The following is a 15,572-nucleotide window of genomic DNA, read 5'->3' on the forward strand; positions in this document are numbered from 1 at the left end:
GTCGGGGGAGGGGAATCGTAGGTATGCTCGCCGCCATGCCCCCCCAGCCCCCTGCCGCGGCACCGCGGGACGAACCCGTCATACGGGAGCGCGGTGACGCCTGCCCCGGCGCGCTGCGGCTGCACCCGGCGGACGACGGGTTCCTGGCGCGGGTCCGGATCCCGGGCGGGCTGCTCGGCGCCGCGCAGGCCGCCGCGCTGGCGGACGCCGCCGACCGGTTCGGCGACGGTCACCTGGAGCTGACCTCGCGCGGGAACGTGCAACTGCGCGGGCTGTCCGACGGCTGCGGCGCCCGGCTGACCGAACTGCTCGACACGGCCGGGCTGCTGCCCGCGCCGGGCCACGAGCGGATCCGCAACATCGTCGCCACCCCCCTCGCCGACCCCGCTCCGGTCCGCGCCCTGGACGCGGCGCTCTGCGCCGAACCGAAGGCCGCCGCCCTGTCCGGCCGGTTCCTGTTCGCCGTCGACGACGGGCGCGGGGACGTGGCCGCCCTCGACCCCGACGTGACCCTGCTCGCCCGGCCCGGCGGCCGGGTGCTGGTCCGGCTCGGCGCGGCGCCCGACGCCGTCGAGGTGGCCGCCGCCGACGCCGCGCGGGCCGGGCTGGAGGCAGCCCTCCACTTCCTCGACGCCGCGGCCGCCGCCGGAACCCGGGCCTGGCGGATCGCTGAACTTCCCGCCGAACACGCCCTGGACGCCCAGGAGTTCACCACCCGGCTGGAGAGCAGGGGCTTGCGCGCGCGGTACGTCCCCGACGCGCCCCGCCCGTACGCGGACCCGCCCGCTCCCGGGGTGCACGCGGGCGCGCTCTGCGTACTGGTCCCCCTCGGCCGGCTCGGCACCGCACCGTGGCGGGAACTGCCCGGCGACCTGCGGATCACGCCGTGGCGCAGCATCGTCGTCACCGACACCGCCGCCCGCCCCGCCGGGCTCGTCACCACGCCCGACAGCGCCTGGGAGTCCGTCACCGCCTGCACCGGCCGGCCCGGCTGCGCCAAGTCCCTGGCCGACGTACGCGCCGACGCGCGAGCCGTCGCCGAGCGGACGCGCGGGCCGCTGCCCGTCCACTGGTCCGGGTGCGAGCGCCGCTGCGGGCGCCCGCGCGCCGCCGCCTGGGTGGACGTGGTGGCCACGCCCGACGGCTACCGGCTCGGCGCGGACCCGGTGGCGCCCCACGAACTCACGGCGGCTCTCGCCGCCGCACGCAACCAACGCCCAGTGTCCGAAGCCGCAGTGAAGAAATGAGCGAGTACACCGTGTTCGAGTACGAGAAGGACGGCGCCGCGATCTACCGCCAGTCCTTTGCCACGATCCGCGCCGAGGCGGACCTCTCCGGGCTGCCCGCCTCGGTCGCCCAGGTCGCGGTGCGCATGATTCACGCCTGCGGGATGACCGACCTGCCCCGCGACCTGGGGTACACGCCCGACGTGGTGCTGCGGGCCCGTGCCGCCCTGGAGGCGGGCGCGCCGATCCTGTGCGACGTGCAGATGGTCGCCAGCGGGGTCACCCGCAAGCGGCTGCCCGCCGGCAACGAGGTGATCTGCACCCTCTCCGACCCGGCGGTGCCGGACCTGGCCGCGAAGATGGGCACCACGCGCAGCGCCGCCGCCCTCGAAGTCTGGCGCGACCGCGGCCTGTTGGAGGGCTCCGTGATCGCCGTCGGCAACGCGCCGACCGCGCTCTTCCGGCTGCTGGAGATGATCGAGGAGGGCGCTCCGCGCCCGGCCGCCGTCATCGGCGTGCCCGTCGGCTTCATCGGCGCCGCCGAGTCCAAGGACGCCCTCGCCGCGCACCCGTCGGGGCTCGACCACCTGATCGTGCGCGGCCGCCGCGGCGGCAGCGCCATCGCCGCCGCCGCCGTCAACGCCATCGCGAGCGTGGCCGAATGAGCGCCGGACGCCTCTACGGCGTGGGGCTCGGGCCCGGCGACCCCTCCCTGATGACGCTGCGCGCGGTCGAGGTGATCGCCGGGGCCGACGTCGTCGCCTACCACAGCGCCCGCCACGGCCGGTCCATCGCCCGCTCGATCGCCGCGAAGCACCTGCGCGCCGACCACATCGAGGAGCCGCTGGTCTACCCGGTCACCACCGAGACCACCGACCACCCCGGCGGCTACCAGGGCGCGATGGAGGAGTTCTACGAGTCCGCGGCCGCCCGCCTCGCCGCACACCTGGACGCCGGCCGGACCGTCGCCGTGCTCGCGGAGGGCGATCCGCTCTTCTACAGCTCGTACATGCACATGCACAAGCGGCTCGCGGACCGGTACGAGACCGAGGTGATCCCCGGGGTCACCTCGGTGAGCGCCGCCGCCGCCCGGCTCGGCACCCCGCTCGTCGAGGGCGAGGAGGTCCTGACCATCCTCCCCGGCACCCTGCCCGAGGACGAGCTCGCCGCCCGCCTGGCCGCCACCGACTCGGCCGTCGTGATGAAGCTCGGCCGGACCTTCCCCGCCGTGCGCGGGGCGATGGAGAAGAGCGGCCGGCTCGCCGAGGCGCGCTACGTCGAGCGCGCCACCATGGCCGGGGAGCGCACCGGAGTCCTCGCGGGCATCGACCCCGGGTCCGTCCCGTACTTCGCCGTCGCCGTCGTCCCCAGCCGGATCGGCAACCCGGGCAGCGTGCCGTCCGGCCCCGGCGAGGTCGTGGTCGTCGGCACCGGCCCGGCGGGCCCGCTGTGGCTGACCCCCGAGACCCGGCGGGCGCTGGCCGACGCCGAGGTGCTGGTCGGCTACACGACCTACCTGGACCGGGTCCCGGCCAGGCCGGGCCAGATCCGGCACGGCTCCGACAACAAGGTGGAGTCCGAACGCGCCGAGTTCGCCCTCGACCTGGCCCGGCGCGGACAGCGGGTGGCCGTGGTCTCCGGCGGCGACCCCGGGGTCTTCGCCATGGCCACGGCGGTCCTGGAGGTCGCCGGGCAGGCCGAGTACAAGGACGTGCCCGTACGGGTCCTGCCGGGGCTGACGGCGGCCAACGCGGCGGCCGCCGCGGCCGGTGCGCCGCTCGGCCACGACTACGCCACCATCTCGCTGTCCGACCGGCTCAAGCCCTGGGAGGTCATCGCGGAGCGGCTGCGCGCGGCCGCCTCGGCGGACCTGGTGCTCGCCCTGTACAACCCCGGCTCGCGCAGCCGGACCTGGCAGGTGGCGCAGGCCCGCGAGCTGCTGCTGGAGCTGCGCTCGCCCGGGACCCCGGTGGTCGTCGCGCGCGACGTCGGCGGCCCGGAGCAGTCGGTGCGGATCGTCACGCTCGCCGAACTGGAGCCGTCCGAGGTGGACATGCGCACCCTGCTGCTGATCGGGTCCTCGCAGACCCAGGTCACCGAGCGGGCCGACGGATCGAGGATCACCTGGACGCCGCGCCGCTACCCGTGACCGGGTGAGGTGAACGAGAGGGCCCGGCATCCGGGGGCGGGCGATCCGCCGCCCCGGATGCCGGGCCTTGTGCGTCCTACCAACTCTGCGCGCTGCCCAGCCAGTTCAGGGCCGCGGCCACCGAGTCCGCCTCCGGTACGTCCTGCGGTACCGCTGGGCGGCGCACCACGAGGACCGGGATGCCGGCCTCGCGGGCCGCGGTGAGTTTGGGGGCGGTGGCCGAGCCGCCGCTGTCCTTCGTCACCAGTACGTCGATCCGGTGCCGGGCGATCAGCTCCCGCTCGTCGTCCAGGGTGAACGGGCCCCGGGCGAGCAGGACTTCCAGGCGTGGCGGCACCGGCGCCGCCGGGGGGTCCACCGAACGCACCAGGAACCAGGTGTCGGTGAGGTGTGCGAAGGTGTGCAGGCCCATCCGGCCGGTGGTCAGGAACGCGCGGGAGCCGAGACCGGGCAGCCGGTCGGCTGCCTCTTCCAGGGAGTCCACGAAGGTCCAGTCGTCGCCCGGCCGCGCAGTCCAGCCGGGGCGCCGCAGTGCCAGCAGGGGTACCCCCGTGAGCGCCTGAGCCTCGGCCGCGTGGAAACTCATCCGCTCCGCGAAGGGATGGGTGGCGTCGATGACGCGGGTGACGTCGTGGGCGACGATCCAGGCGGCGAGGCCCGCGATTCCGCCGAAGCCGCCGATCAGGGTCTCGCCCGGCGGGAGCACGGGCGAGGCGACCCGCCCCGCGAGCGAGGTGGTCACCCGGCACGAGGGGTCGGATGCCAGTGCCTCCGCGAGGCGGCGGGCCTCGGTCGTGCCGCCGAGGATCAGGACGTGGTGGGCGGGGAGGGGCCCCGGTTCAGCAGACATGCCGGTCGCGTTCGGGGGAGTAGAGGTGGCTGTCGCGGAACTGCTCCGCGCCCAGCGTACGGCCCACCACGATGACCGCGGTGCGGACCAGCCCGTGCTCCTTCACCTGGGCCGCGATGTCGGCCAAGGTGCCGCGCAGGATCAGCTCGTCGGGGCGGCTGGCCATCGCCACCACCGCCACCGGGCACTGGGCCCCGTAGTGCGGCAGCAGTTCGTCGACGACCCGGTCCACGTAGCGGGTGGCCAGGTGCAGCACCAGCAGCGCGCCGCTGCGCCCCAAGGTGGCCAGGTCCTCGCCCGGCGGCATCGGGGTGGCCTGCTGGGCGATCCGGGTCAGGATCACCGTCTGGCCGACGGTGGGCACGGTCAGCTCCCGCTTCAGCGCCGCGGCCGCCGCGGCGAAGGCCGGTACGCCCGGGACCACTTCGTACGGGATGCCGGCCGCGTCGAGCCGCCGCATCTGCTCCGCGACGGCGCTGAAGATGGACGGGTCACCGGAGTGCAGCCGCGCCACGTCCTGGCCCGCCGCGTGCGCCCGTACGCACTCGGCGACGATCTCGTCCAGGTTCAGCTGCGAGGTGTCCACCAGCCGGGCGTCCGCCGGGCATTCCGCGAGCAGTTCGCGGGGGACGAGGCTGCCCGCGTACAGGCAGACCGGGGCGGCGGCCAGCGTCCGGGCACCGCGCACCGTGATCAGGTCGGCGGCGCCGGGGCCCGCACCGATGAAGTACACGGTCATGTCAGAGATCCTTCTCGTTCGTCGACTTCGTCACCGACCACTGGGTGACCGGCATGGCCTGGCGCCAGCCCGTGAAACCGCCGACCGGCACCGCGTGCGCGACCGACAGCTTCACCAGTTCGCCGCCGTGGCGCCGGTAGCGGTCGGTGAGGACCGCCTCCGACTCCAGGGTGACCGTGTTGACCACCAGCCGGCCGCCGGGGGCGAGCGCTGCCCAGGCCGCGTCGAGCAGCCCCGGCGCGGTCAGCCCGCCGCCGATGAACACCGCGTCGGGGGCGGGGAGGCCCGCGAGGGCGTCCGGCGCGGCGCCGACGACGACGTGCAGGCCGGGCACGCCGAGCGCCGCCGCGTTACGGGTGATCCGCGCCGCCCGTTCAGGGACGCGCTCCACGGCCACCGCCCGGCAGGAGGGGTGCGTGCGCATCCACTCGATGCCGATGGAGCCGGAGCCGCCGCCGATGTCCCACAGCAGCTCGCCGGGGGCCGGGGCCAGCGCGCACAGGGTCGCGGCCCGGACCCGGCGCTTGGTGAGCTGTCCGTCGTGCTCGTACGCGGCGTCCGGCAGGCCCGGCGTCGCGCCGATCCGGGGCGCCGGGTGAGAGGGGTCACGGCGGCAGTCCACGGCCACCACGTTCAGGGGGTCGCCCGGCGGGTGGTCCCAGCCGTCGGCGAGGCCCTCGTACGCTTCCTCGCGCTCGGAGCCGAGCTGCTCCAGCACCCGGATCCGGCTCGGGCCGAAGCCCCGCTCCCGGAGCAGGGCGGCGATCTCGCCCGGGGACGCCGCTCCGGCGCTGAGCACCAGCACGCGCCGCCCCTCGTACAGCGCGGCCGCGAGCCGGGCCACCGGGCGGCCGACGACCGTGACCACCTCGGTGTCCTCGACCGGCCAGCCCAGGCGGGCGCAGGCGTAGGAGACCGAGGAGGGGTGCGGGTACACCCGCAGGGCGCGGGGCCCCAGCTCCTGCGCGAGGGCCCGGCCGATCCCGTAGAACATGGGGTCGCCGCTGGCCAGCACCGCGATCCGGCGGCCCGCGTGCTCGGCCATCAGCTTCGGCACGGCCGGCCGCAGCGGGCTCGGCCAGGCCACCCGCTGCCCGGGGCACAGGTCGGCCGGCAGCAGGTCCAGCTGGCGCGGGCCGCCGATCAGCACCTCGGCGCAGGACAGCGCCGAGCGCGCGGCGGCGCTGATCCCGGCCCAGCCGTCGGCGCCGAGGCCGACGACCGTGACGGGGGCGGGGGGCGGTGCGGAGCTCACTGCGCGGTTACCTCGGAACGGGAAGGAGAGCGGAAGGCGGGCGGACCGCAGCCTACTGGCCTGCGCGTACGCCTGTCCGTACCACCCCCGCTCCGGCGCCCGGCCCCGGCCGGTCTACTGTCGGTAGCCCATCGATCGCGAGGGAGCCCGCCATGCCCGGCTGGAACGCCACGAACATCCCCGACCAGAGCGGCCGGACCGCGGTCGTCACGGGGGCCAACAGCGGGATCGGCTACATCACCGCCCGCGAGCTCGCCCGGAGCGGTGCCTCGGTCGTCCTGGCTTGCCGCAGCGCCGCGCGCGGGCGCGCCGCCGAGGTCAGAATACGTTCCGAAGTGCCGGGAGCCGAAGTGGAGTTCGCCCCGCTCGACCTCGCCGACCTGGCTTCCGTACGGGAGTTCGCCAAGGACTACGGGCAGCGGCGGGAGTCGTTGGACCTGCTGGTCAACAACGCGGGCGTGATGGCGTTGCCGTACGGGCGGACCGCCGACGGGTTCGAGACCCAGTTCGGGGTCAACCACCTCGGGCACTTCGCGCTCACCGGGCTGCTGTTGCCGAGGCTGCGGGCCGCCGCGCCGGGCGCCCGGATCGTCAACGTCTCCAGCGGATTCCACGCCCTGGCCGACGTCGACCTCGACGACCTGGACGGCGAGCACGGCTACCGGCGCTGGATCGCCTACGGCCGCTCCAAGACCGCCAATCTGCTCTTCACGCACGAGCTGTCCCGGCGCTTCGCCGCCGCCGGCTCCACCCTCGTCGCCGCCGCCGCGCACCCCGGCTACGCCTCATCCAACCTCCACGCCGGAGCCTCGAAGCTGGAGGGCCCCACCTTCAACTCGCGCGTGGCGGCGTTCGGCAACGCGTTCGTCGCGCAGCCCGCGTCCTCGGGTGCGCTGCCCACGCTCTACGCGGCCACCGCGCCCGGGGTCGGGCCCGACGACTTCATCGGGCCGCGGTTCGGCTGGCGCGGGGCGCCCGTACGGTCCTGGAGGGCGAAGCGGACCTTCGACGACACGTCGGGCGAACGGCTCTGGGCCGCCTCCGAGAAGCTCACGGGAGTCTCGTACGCGTCCCTGCCGCGCTGATCGGCCGGGCGTGCCCATCCGCCGGGCGCGCTGATCCCGCCGGGGGCGCGGAGCCGCTCCTGAGCGCCCCCGTCCGCCCCCGGACGCCTCAGGGCGCCCCGGACGGGACCTGACCGCGGCGCCCCGGCGGCCGGACAATCGGTGGCATGGACGACACTCCGGACAACCACCCAGTCTAATCGGGGCGCAGGGAGCGCCAGATGAGGTCCGGGAGGTAGCGCGCGGCCTCCGCCAGGTCGATCTCGTAGGTGCTGGACAACCAGCGGCGCGCGACTTCGGTGAGCGGCCCCATGACCATGACCTCGATCACGGCTGCCGGGAGGGGGGCGACCTCGCCGCGCTCCATGCGCGCCCCCATCCACTGCATGATGGCCGCGAACTTCTCCGTCTTGGCCGCGCCGATCTCCTCGGCGTGGGCCACGAGGTAGCCCGAGTAGGCCGAGGCGTGCAGGAACAGTGCGACGTCCCGGTGTTCCTCGGTGAAGCGCAGGTAGGACGCCACCCACGCCTGGACACCGGTGCGCGCGGTCCGGCACCGGGTCAGTGCGGCCACCATCTCGTCGCACAGCTGGTCCATGCAGCGGATGTAGAGGGCGGCGGCCAGGCCGTCGAAGCTGCCGAAGTGGTGGTAGAGGCTGCCGAGGCTCACACCGCCGGCCGCGACGACCGCGTTCACCGTGAACCCCTGCTGGCCGGACTCGGCGAACACCCGCAGTGCGGCGGTCAGGATCAAGTCGACGGTGGCCTCGCCGCGTTGTTGCTTAGGAGACATGTGGGATCCCGTCGGTGTCCGTCGCGGTGTTTCTGTGACCTGTGGCGCGCAGAGAGCCTAGCAAGACCTGGAACTAGAAGATCTTTCTAGAAAGACCCTCCATGAAATCGGCCGGCGCGCCACACTGGGCAGTCAGCCGGACCCGTGTGCACCCGCCCCCCTCATCCCCTGGAGCAGCCGGTGTCGTCGCAGGAGATCCCCATCCAGCTCACCCCGCAGCAGGCTGCCCACGGTGTGATCCTCACCGTCCAGTTGCCGGCGGGCCCGACGCGTGTCCGCATCCCGCACACCCGGGACGGGGACCTCGTCCGGGCCCGCGTCGGCGACGCCGAGGTGCTGCTGCGCATCCGGGTGGCCGGAGCCGGAGCCGGAGCCGGAGCCGGAGCGGGCACCGGGGCCGCGGGTGCGCCCCGGCCCGGAGCGGCCCCCGCGGCGGGCGGCCGCGGCTGCCTGGTGGCGCTCGCGGTCCTGGTGGTGCTGGCCATCGGCATCGCCGCCGTGCTGAGCGGCGGGGACGACGGCGCGAGCAGGGTCTCCGCCTCGGGGGCGCCCACCGAGCCTGCGAGCCGGGCGCCCACCGCGTCGCCGAGTCCCTGGAGCGCCGAGCCCGTCGCCCCGTCCAGCCGAGCGGCAGTCCCGGTACCCAGCCTGGAATTACCCAGCCCGGAGCCCACCCCGTACGACCGCGGCACCTGCCTCAACGGGAGCCTGCCGGACTCGACGACGGCCCAGCGGGTCGACGACATCGACGAGGTCTCCTGCTCGGCGTCCGACGCGCACTACCGGGTGATCGAGTCCATCCCCTTCACGTCGGAACTGGACCGCTGCAACGGCAACCCCAGGACCCAGTACGCCTTCTCCCACCGCTACACCGTCAACGGCAGGGTCATCAGCGAGTACGTGTACTGCCTGGTCGGCATCGGCTCGTACGCCCGCTAGGGCCCGGCTCCCGGCGTTACGAGGACTTCGTGGCGCGTTCGTACAGGGCCCGGACCCCGTCGCCGAAGTAGCTGCTGTACGAGGTCTCGTCGTCGCCCCCGCCGTCCAGGCCGCCGATCACCCCGATCAGCGTGTGCCCGTCGGTCAGCACCGGGCCGCCGCTCGTGCCGTTGGGCACGTCCGCGCAGTCGAGGCGCAGCTGCGTCGGCCCGGCGGCCCGGGCGGTGTTGCGGCAGTCCACCGGCTGCTCGGAGGTGTTCGGGTAGCCCACGACCCGTGCGGGCGCGGGCAGTTCGGGCCGCAGGCCCAGTTCCTCGGCCCTGGTGAAGTCCTCCAGTCGCTGGCCGGGGTAGCCGGGCCGGCGCAGCCGGACGAAGGCGACGTCGTGGTCGGGGTCCTGGTCCTCGGTCCAGCGGGGGTCCACGTCGATCCGGGTGGGAACCCAGACCCCGTACGGAGCCGCGCCGTCCGAGTAGCCGGGGACGAAGGCGAGGTTGGTGCGGAAGCCGCCCGTGTACACGCAGTGGGCGGCGGTGGCGATGAGGTCGCCGCCGGGGGAGTGGACCACCACGGCCGAGCAGTGGTGGTCGGGGTCGCCGTCGTCGCCGGGGGAGAACAGCGCTCCGACGGCGGGCTCGGCGGGCGCCGGCCGGGCCTCCAAGGGGTCCGAAGGCTTCCACCCGGTGGACCTCCAGTGCGCCCTGGGGCCGCTGTCGGCGAAGGCCTTGCCGTCCGTCGGCGGGTCCGCGACCTCGTGGACCATCCCGTCCAGCACGGCGGCCGCCGTCCGGTCGGCCCGCTCGGGATCCTGCTGGTAGACGCCCTGCGCGGTATCCCCGTCCGCACGGTGGGCGGCGACGCCGCGCAGCTCCCACAGGTACCCGGCGCCCACGAAGGCCAGCGCGCCGAGGGCGCCGACGAGCACGCTGGCCCGTACGGCCCGCCCGTGAACCTTGCTGAACATGTGGCACTCCCCGCCCCGCATACGCGTCCGACGCTCCGTTCGATGGGGAGACGGGCGGGATGGGTTCCGAAATCCGGACGTGTCGGTGCTCACAGCGGTTCCCGGCCGCCCGCACGTCACTCCCCGGTCTTCCGCGTGTCATACAACTCGCCTAGCCTCCACGCGACTTGAGCCGCACCGGACCGACAGGAGCCGAAAGCATGAGATTGCGCAACCGGATGGCGGGCGCGGTGACCGCCGCAGTGGCGGCCGTGGCCCTCGTACTGGGCGCGGCCCCGGCCGGCGCGGCCGGTACCGGCGCCTTCGACGACCTCCCGTACGCGGGATCGACCGGAGTCGGCGTGCACAACGCCTACGAGAAGGCCAAGTACCCGTACTTCGCCGACGCGCTGGACTCGGGCGCCGCCATGCTCGAACTCGACGTGTGGACCAATTTCTTCGGCAGTTCGTGGCGGGTCTCCCACGACAATCCTTTCGGCAACGACAGCAACTGCGAGAACGCCACCTCGCCCGCCCAGCTGCGCACCAAGTCCCGCAACCAGAACCTGGCGGGCTGCCTCTCCGACATCCGCAGCTGGCACGACGCCCACCCCGGCCACCGGCCGGTCGTCCTCAAGCTGGAACTCAAGGACGGCTTCGCCGCCAACCTCGGGCGCGGTCCGGCCGAGCTCGACGCGCTGCTGACCGGCAAGCTCGGCGACGCCGTCTACCGTCCCGGCCAGCTGGCCGCCGGTCACCCCGACCTCGACACCGCCGCGCGCGCCGGGGCCTGGCCCAGCCGCGCCGCGCTCGCCGGGAAGTTCATCGTGGAGCTGATCCCCGGCACCTTGGAGGAGGGCAACAGCTCCGACACCCTGTGGACCGACCGCGAGTACGCCACCCACCTGCGCTCCCTCGCGGCCCAGGGCCGGCTCGGCCAGGCCGCCGCGTTCCCGGCGGTGCACCGGGCCGAGGCGGGCGACCCCCGGGTCCGCTACGCCGACGCCTCGCTGCGCCCCTGGTTCGTGGTGTTCGACGGGGACGCGAGCGCGTACGCGTCGGGCTCCATCGACACAGGCTGGTACGACCGCAACCACTACCTGCTGATCGCCACCGACGCCCACAACGTCGCCCCGGCCATCGACTCCACCCGCCCGACCGAGGCGCAGGCACGCGACCGGCTCGCGCTCCTCGCCGGACACCACGCGTCCGTCGTCTCCGCCGACTGGTACCCGCTGCCCCAGGTCCTGGGGACGGTCGTGCCCCGGGGCTGAGCCGCGTCCGCGAGCCTCTCAGGAACCGGTGCGGGAGGCCTCCAGCCGCCGGGCCGGCCCGGTGTGCGCGGAGGCGAGGCTCGCCTCGATCTCGTCCAGCGCGCGGCGGGCGGTGGCGATCCGCTCCTTGACGTCCGGCCCGCCCGCGTCGGGGTCCGGGGCCGGCGCCGGGACCCGGCCGGCTTCCGCCTCCATCTCACGTGCCTCGTCGAGCGAGTTGAGGACGACGCCGATGAGCACGTTCACCAGCACGAAGGAGGCCAGCAGGGCGTAGGAGGCGTAGTAGATGATGCTGAGGCGGGAGATCTGCAGCCCCGCGCGGACGGCGTCGGTGAGGCCGTCGAGCGTGGTCAGCAGGAACAGCGTGAGGGCGGCGCGCCCCACCGAGCCGTAGTGCTGGGGGTCGGAGTCGGCGAAGCAGACCCAGCCGACCATGGCGTACACGTACAGCACGAGCGCGCCGACGAACAGGAAGCTGGCGGTGCCCGGCAGGCTGCGGCCGACGGCGATCAGCAGGATGCGCAGGTGCGGCAGGAACCGCGCGGTGCGCAGGACGCGGGCCAGCCGCAGCATCCGCAGGAGGGTGGTGTTCTCGCGGATCACGGGGACGAAGGCGGAGGCCACGATCGCGAGGTCGAAGAGGTTCCACGGGTCGCGGAAGAATGCTTTCGGCTTGTCCGCGTGCGCGCCCACGCGCAGCAGCATCTCCAGCGTGAACAGGACGAGGCAGCCGTCCTCCGCGGCCCCGAGCACCTGCCGGTATTCCGCGGCCAGCCCGCTGTAGGTCTCCACCCCCATCAACGCCGCGTTGAGCAGGATCACGCAGAAGACGGCCAGCCCGAAGGCGGGGGCCTCCGTGGCCAGCCGGCATCTGGCCGCCAGCTTCACGCGGCCGCGCCGGGCCGGCATCGAGACTCTCATCTTGCTCCTCGTACTCGTATCGCCGCAGGCCACACCCGGCGGGGCATGGCGGTCCGCCCTTCTAACGCCCCACATCCGTTCGGGTTTCACCCCGGCGCGCACGACCGCGCCTCCGGCCGCCGGGAGGGCGGGGCCGCAGGGGGGAGTGTCCGGGGTTAGGGGCGGCTAGGGGATCTGCGGCGCTCGGGCCAGGCCATAGGTTCCTGGCGGAAACCGATGGGCACCGAGCGAAGGAGCACCCCCATGGCCGAGGTCAAGCAGACCCCCGAGGCGTGGACCACCCCGGACTTCGTCGCGTACGAGACGGCCTTCGAGGTCACCGCGTACGCCGCGCGTCTGGAGAAGTGAACCGACTGTCGGCGGGCGGGAGTCCGGGCGACCGGCTCCCGCCGTGGCGGGAGAACACCATGACGGCAATTCTGGACGAGACCGAGTTCATCGGCGCGCTGCGCGCGCTGTCCTCCTCCTACTGGGGCGGCCACCCCTTCCACCGGCGGCTGCACGGCGGCGAGCTCGACCGGCGGGCCATGCGGCTGTGGGCCGCCAACCGCTGGTACTACCAGCGGATGCTGCCGCAGAAGGACGCGGCGATCATCAGCAACTGCCCGCTCCCCGAGATCCGGCGAGTCTGGGTGGACCGGCTGGCCTACCACGACGGGACTCCGGACGACGAGGGCGGCATCGCGCGCTGGCTGCGACTGTGCGAGGCCGTGGGCCTGACCCGCGAGGAGGTCCTGGACGAGCGGCACGTGGTCCCCGGGGTGCGCTTCGCGGTCGACGCGTACGTGAACTTCGCCCGGACCCGGCCGTGGGCCGAGGCCATCGCCTCCGGGCTCACCGAGATGTTCGCCGGGCACCTGATGACCCGCAGGGTCGCGGACATGCTCGCGCACTACGACTGGATCCGCCCGGACGACCTGGCCTACTTCACGGACCGCATCGAGGCCGTGTCCGGCGAGGGCAAGGGCACCTTGGACATCGTCGTCCGGCACTGCACGACACGCGAGCAGCAGGACGCGGCCGTCGCCGCGCTCGCGTTCAAGTGCGACGTGCTGTGGCAGATGCTGGACGCCGTCGAACGCGCCGCAGCCACCGACCAGTAGCCACCGGACCTGCAGAAGGAGTGGCCGTGGACCGGCCTGTGCTCGGCCGCGGAGTGCGGCTCATCTACGACAACACGCGGCAGACCCATGTCGTGCTCCACCCGGAAGGGGTGCTCGTGCCCAACGGGACGGCCGTCTCGGTACTCGAACTCTGCGACGGCGCGACGACCGTGCCGCAGATCACCGCGGCGCTGGGCGCCCGGTACGCCGGCGTCCGCGAGACGGAGGTCGGCACCGTCCTGGAGCGGCTCGCCGAGAAGGGCGTCGTGCGATGGACCTGACCACCGCTCCCCCCGCGGGCAGCACGGGCGCGGCCCCGCCGCTCGGGCTGCTCGCGGAGCTCACCCACCGCTGCCCGCTGCACTGCGCGTACTGCTCCAACCCGCTGGAACTCATCGAACGCGAACGCGAGCTGACCACCGGCCAGTGGCTGGAGGTGTTCACCCAGGCGCGCGATATCGGCGTCCTGCAGGTGCACCTGTCCGGTGGCGAGCCGCTGGCCCGCCCCGACCTGCCCGAGATCGTCTCGCACGTCAGCGGCCTCGGCTGCTACGTCAACCTCGTCACCAGCGGCCTCGGCCTCACCGAGGCGCGGCTCGCGGACCTGGTCGAGCGCGGGCTGGACAACGTACAGCTGTCGGTGCAGGGCGCCGACGCCGCGCGCGGCGACCGGCTCGCGGGGGCCAAGGCCCACCACCACAAGATCGCCGCCGCCGCGCTGGTCCGCAAGCACGGACTTCCGCTCACCGTCAACGCCGTACTGCACCGCGCCAACCACGACCAGGTGGCGGGCTTCATCGACCTGGCGACAAGCATGGGCGCGGACCGGCTGGAGCTCGCCAACACCCAGTACTACGGCTGGGCGCTGCGCAACCGGGAGGCCCTGATGCCCACCCGCGAGCAGCTGGCCGCGGCCGAGCCGGTCGTGCGCGCGGCCATGGAGCGGCTGAAGGGCACGATGGAGATCGTGTACGTGCTCGCCGACTACTACGAGCCCTACCCCAAGCCCTGCATGCACGGGTGGGGCGCGATCCAGCTCACGGTCGCCCCCGACGGCAGCGTGCTGCCCTGCCCCGCGGCCGGCGCGATCACCACCCTGGAACTCGACAACGTCACCGAGAAGCCGCTGTCCGAGATCTGGTACGACTCCGGCTCCTTCAACGCCTACCGCGGCGAGGAGTGGATGCCCGACCTCTGCCGTGGCTGCGACCGGCGCTCCGTCGACCACGGGGGCTGCCGCTGCCAGGCCTTCCTGCTCGCCGGGGACGCCGCGGCCACCGACCCGGTCTGCTCGCGCTCGGACCGGAGAGGCACCGTGGACCTGCTGCTGGCGGGCATCTCGCCGAACCCTCCCGAGCTCGTGATGCGCGGACCGGTGGCGGGACGCCGATGAGGGCCGTCCTGCTCGGAACCGCCGCCGGGGGCGGCTGCCCGCAGTGGAACTGCGCCTGCCCGGTCTGTACGTCGGGTGCGCCCGCGCGGGGCCAGGACGGGCTCGCGGTCAGCGCCGACGGCGTGTCGTGGTACCTGGTCAACGCCTCGCCCGACATCCGCGCGCAGATCCTCGCCACCTCCGAGCTCGCCGCGGGCCCCGGGCCGCGCGACACGCCGGTACGGGGGGTGCTGCTCACGGACGCCGAGATCGACCACACGCTGGGCCTGATGATGCTCCGCGAGGGGGCCGGGCTGCGGGTGTGGGCGCCGCGGGCGGTCCTCGGGGCGCTGGACGAGGCCTTCCCGGTGCGGGGGATCCTCGGCGGCTACAGCGGCTGGGAGTGGTCCGAGACGTCCGTCGACAAGGAGCAGGACGTCGGCGGGCTGCGGGTCAGTGCCTTCGCGGTCGGCGCCAAACGTCCCAAGTACGCGCGCTCGCTGTCCGCGGACGGGCCCGGGGACGGGCCGTGGGTGGTCGCGTACCGCTTCGAGGACCCGGCCACGGGCGGGGCCCTCGTGTACGCGCCGTGCCTGGCCACGTGGCCCGACGGCTTCGACGAGTTCACCGCCGGCGCCGGTTACGTCCTGCTCGACGGTACGTTCCACTCGACGCGGGAGTTCGGCGGGGCCACCGGCTCGGCCGGGGCGACCGGAGCGCAGGCCGCGATGGGACACCTGCCGGTGACCGGGGAGGACGGGAGCCTGGCGCACATCCGGCGGCTGCGCGCCGGGCGGCCGGGCACCCGATGGGCGTACACCCATCTCAACAACACCAACCCGATGGCGGATCCGCGCTCCGAGGCCCACCGCGAGGTGCGCGCGGCGGGAGCGGAGATCCCACCGGACGGGACGCGCGTCGATCTCTGACGCCGTCGAGCTCCG

17 protein-coding genes are annotated in these 15,572 nt (G+C 74.2%); 11 read left to right on the top strand and 6 right to left on the bottom strand.

Annotation, left to right across the window (positions count from 1 at the left end):
• Positions 1 to 35: 35 nt before the first annotated feature.
• From OG429_RS29815 to OG429_RS29825, 3 genes are read left to right on the top strand one after another with little or no spacing between them, the layout of a single operon-like run.
• The gene (locus tag OG429_RS29815) at positions 36 to 1,247 is read left to right on the top strand and encodes a cobalamin biosynthesis protein CobG (RefSeq protein WP_328928333.1); all 1,212 of its coding nucleotides are present in this window, start codon (positions 36 to 38) and stop codon (positions 1,245 to 1,247) included.
• Positions 1,244 to 1,891 (top strand): precorrin-8X methylmutase, encoded by a 648-nt coding sequence (locus tag OG429_RS29820; RefSeq protein WP_328928334.1) that lies wholly within the window; start codon positions 1,244 to 1,246, stop codon positions 1,889 to 1,891. Before OG429_RS29815 ends, OG429_RS29820 begins: the two co-directional genes overlap by 4 nt.
• Positions 1,888 to 3,375 (top strand): precorrin-2 C(20)-methyltransferase, encoded by a 1,488-nt coding sequence (locus OG429_RS29825; protein WP_328928335.1) that lies wholly within the window; start codon positions 1,888 to 1,890, stop codon positions 3,373 to 3,375. The genes OG429_RS29820 and OG429_RS29825 overlap by 4 nt, the downstream gene beginning before the upstream one ends.
• A 76-nt stretch (positions 3,376 to 3,451) precedes the next feature.
• Here OG429_RS29825 and OG429_RS29830 read toward each other — a convergent pair whose 3' ends face one another.
• From OG429_RS29830 to cbiE, 3 genes are read right to left on the bottom strand one after another with little or no spacing between them, the layout of a single operon-like run.
• On the bottom strand, positions 3,452 to 4,225 hold the full coding sequence (locus OG429_RS29830; RefSeq protein WP_328928336.1) for a cobalt-precorrin-6A reductase: 774 nt from the start codon (positions 4,223 to 4,225) through the stop codon (positions 3,452 to 3,454).
• The gene (gene cobM, locus OG429_RS29835) at positions 4,215 to 4,964 is read right to left on the bottom strand and encodes a precorrin-4 C(11)-methyltransferase (RefSeq protein WP_328928337.1); all 750 of its coding nucleotides are present in this window, start codon (positions 4,962 to 4,964) and stop codon (positions 4,215 to 4,217) included. The genes OG429_RS29830 and cobM overlap by 11 nt, the downstream gene beginning before the upstream one ends.
• Before the next feature lies 1 nt (position 4,965).
• On the bottom strand, positions 4,966 to 6,219 hold the full coding sequence (gene cbiE, locus OG429_RS29840; RefSeq protein ID WP_328928338.1) for a precorrin-6y C5,15-methyltransferase (decarboxylating) subunit CbiE: 1,254 nt from the start codon (positions 6,217 to 6,219) through the stop codon (positions 4,966 to 4,968).
• A 152-nt stretch (positions 6,220 to 6,371) separates the two neighbouring features.
• On the opposite strand from cbiE, the gene OG429_RS29845 reads away from it, so the two are divergent.
• The gene (locus tag OG429_RS29845) at positions 6,372 to 7,304 is read left to right on the top strand and encodes an oxidoreductase (protein WP_328928339.1); all 933 of its coding nucleotides are present in this window, start codon (positions 6,372 to 6,374) and stop codon (positions 7,302 to 7,304) included.
• Positions 7,305 to 7,479: 175 nt separating this feature from the next.
• On the opposite strand, the gene OG429_RS29850 is transcribed toward OG429_RS29845, so the two are convergent.
• Positions 7,480 to 8,076 (bottom strand): TetR/AcrR family transcriptional regulator, encoded by a 597-nt coding sequence (locus OG429_RS29850; protein WP_328928340.1) that lies wholly within the window; start codon positions 8,074 to 8,076, stop codon positions 7,480 to 7,482.
• Between the two features lie 180 nt (positions 8,077 to 8,256).
• Here OG429_RS29850 and OG429_RS29855 point away from each other — a divergent pair, with 180 nt between their 5' ends.
• Positions 8,257 to 9,015: an LppU/SCO3897 family protein gene (locus OG429_RS29855; RefSeq protein WP_328928341.1), complete on the top strand. Its 759-nt coding sequence runs from the start codon at positions 8,257 to 8,259 to the stop codon at positions 9,013 to 9,015.
• Between the two features lie 16 nt (positions 9,016 to 9,031).
• Here OG429_RS29855 and OG429_RS29860 read toward each other — a convergent pair whose 3' ends face one another.
• Positions 9,032 to 9,979 carry a trypsin-like serine peptidase gene (locus OG429_RS29860; RefSeq protein WP_328928342.1) on the bottom strand — a complete coding sequence of 316 codons (948 nt, stop codon included), beginning with the start codon at positions 9,977 to 9,979 and terminating at the stop codon, positions 9,032 to 9,034.
• A 200-nt stretch (positions 9,980 to 10,179) separates the two neighbouring features.
• Between OG429_RS29860 and OG429_RS29865 the strand changes: the two genes are divergently transcribed.
• The gene (locus tag OG429_RS29865; protein ID WP_328928343.1) at positions 10,180 to 11,232 is read left to right on the top strand and encodes a phosphatidylinositol-specific phospholipase C domain-containing protein; all 1,053 of its coding nucleotides are present in this window, start codon (positions 10,180 to 10,182) and stop codon (positions 11,230 to 11,232) included.
• Positions 11,233 to 11,250: 18 nt separating this feature from the next.
• On the opposite strand, the gene OG429_RS29870 is transcribed toward OG429_RS29865, so the two are convergent.
• Positions 11,251 to 12,153, bottom strand: a complete 903-nt coding sequence (locus tag OG429_RS29870) for an ion transporter (RefSeq protein WP_328928344.1) — start codon at positions 12,151 to 12,153, stop codon at positions 11,251 to 11,253.
• A 243-nt stretch (positions 12,154 to 12,396) separates the two neighbouring features.
• On the opposite strand from OG429_RS29870, the gene pqqA reads away from it, so the two are divergent.
• Genes pqqA through pqqB form a run of 5 tightly spaced genes read left to right on the top strand, consistent with a single transcriptional unit; the run spans position 12,397 to position 15,557 of the window.
• Positions 12,397 to 12,501, top strand: a complete 105-nt coding sequence (pqqA, locus tag OG429_RS29875) for a pyrroloquinoline quinone precursor peptide PqqA (protein WP_328928345.1) — start codon at positions 12,397 to 12,399, stop codon at positions 12,499 to 12,501.
• 59 nt (positions 12,502 to 12,560) lie between these two features.
• Complete coding sequence (pqqC, locus tag OG429_RS29880; RefSeq protein ID WP_328928346.1) at positions 12,561 to 13,256, top strand: pyrroloquinoline-quinone synthase PqqC; 696 nt, start codon at positions 12,561 to 12,563, stop codon at positions 13,254 to 13,256.
• A gap of 26 nt (positions 13,257 to 13,282) precedes the next feature.
• Positions 13,283 to 13,537: a pyrroloquinoline quinone biosynthesis peptide chaperone PqqD gene (gene pqqD, locus OG429_RS29885; RefSeq protein WP_328928347.1), complete on the top strand. Its 255-nt coding sequence runs from the start codon at positions 13,283 to 13,285 to the stop codon at positions 13,535 to 13,537.
• Positions 13,528 to 14,649: a pyrroloquinoline quinone biosynthesis protein PqqE gene (pqqE, locus tag OG429_RS29890; RefSeq protein ID WP_328928348.1), complete on the top strand. Its 1,122-nt coding sequence runs from the start codon at positions 13,528 to 13,530 to the stop codon at positions 14,647 to 14,649. Before pqqD ends, pqqE begins: the two co-directional genes overlap by 10 nt.
• Entirely contained in the window at positions 14,646 to 15,557 is a 912-nt protein-coding gene (gene pqqB, locus OG429_RS29895; RefSeq protein ID WP_328928349.1) for a pyrroloquinoline quinone biosynthesis protein PqqB, read from the top strand. Before pqqE ends, pqqB begins: the two co-directional genes overlap by 4 nt.
• Positions 15,558 to 15,572 lie beyond the last annotated feature (15 nt).

Source organism: Streptomyces sp. NBC_00190 (assembly GCF_036203305.1).
Lineage (GTDB): Bacteria > Actinomycetota > Actinomycetes > Streptomycetales > Streptomycetaceae > Streptomyces.

Excerpts from the sequence above, each read along its gene's own strand:
- OG429_RS29850 (WP_328928340.1), bottom strand. The coding sequence starts at position 8,076 with ATGTCTCCTAAGCAACAACGCGGCGAGGCCACCGTCGACTTGATCCTG.
- pqqB (WP_328928349.1), top strand. The coding sequence starts at position 14,646 with ATGAGGGCCGTCCTGCTCGGAACCGCCGCCGGGGGCGGCTGCCCGCAG.
- OG429_RS29870 (WP_328928344.1), bottom strand. The coding sequence starts at position 12,153 with ATGAGAGTCTCGATGCCGGCCCGGCGCGGCCGCGTGAAGCTGGCGGCC.
- OG429_RS29815 (WP_328928333.1), top strand. The coding sequence starts at position 36 with ATGCCCCCCCAGCCCCCTGCCGCGGCACCGCGGGACGAACCCGTCATA.
- pqqE (WP_328928348.1), top strand. The coding sequence starts at position 13,528 with ATGGACCTGACCACCGCTCCCCCCGCGGGCAGCACGGGCGCGGCCCCG.
- OG429_RS29830 (WP_328928336.1), bottom strand. The coding sequence starts at position 4,225 with ATGTCTGCTGAACCGGGGCCCCTCCCCGCCCACCACGTCCTGATCCTC.
- OG429_RS29860 (WP_328928342.1), bottom strand. The coding sequence starts at position 9,979 with ATGTTCAGCAAGGTTCACGGGCGGGCCGTACGGGCCAGCGTGCTCGTC.
- cobM (WP_328928337.1), bottom strand. The coding sequence starts at position 4,964 with ATGACCGTGTACTTCATCGGTGCGGGCCCCGGCGCCGCCGACCTGATC.
- OG429_RS29825 (WP_328928335.1), top strand. The coding sequence starts at position 1,888 with ATGAGCGCCGGACGCCTCTACGGCGTGGGGCTCGGGCCCGGCGACCCC.
- OG429_RS29865 (WP_328928343.1), top strand. The coding sequence starts at position 10,180 with ATGAGATTGCGCAACCGGATGGCGGGCGCGGTGACCGCCGCAGTGGCG.
- OG429_RS29820 (WP_328928334.1), top strand. The coding sequence starts at position 1,244 with ATGAGCGAGTACACCGTGTTCGAGTACGAGAAGGACGGCGCCGCGATC.
- OG429_RS29845 (WP_328928339.1), top strand. The coding sequence starts at position 6,372 with ATGCCCGGCTGGAACGCCACGAACATCCCCGACCAGAGCGGCCGGACC.
- pqqC (WP_328928346.1), top strand. The coding sequence starts at position 12,561 with ATGACGGCAATTCTGGACGAGACCGAGTTCATCGGCGCGCTGCGCGCG.
- pqqA (WP_328928345.1), top strand. The coding sequence starts at position 12,397 with ATGGCCGAGGTCAAGCAGACCCCCGAGGCGTGGACCACCCCGGACTTC.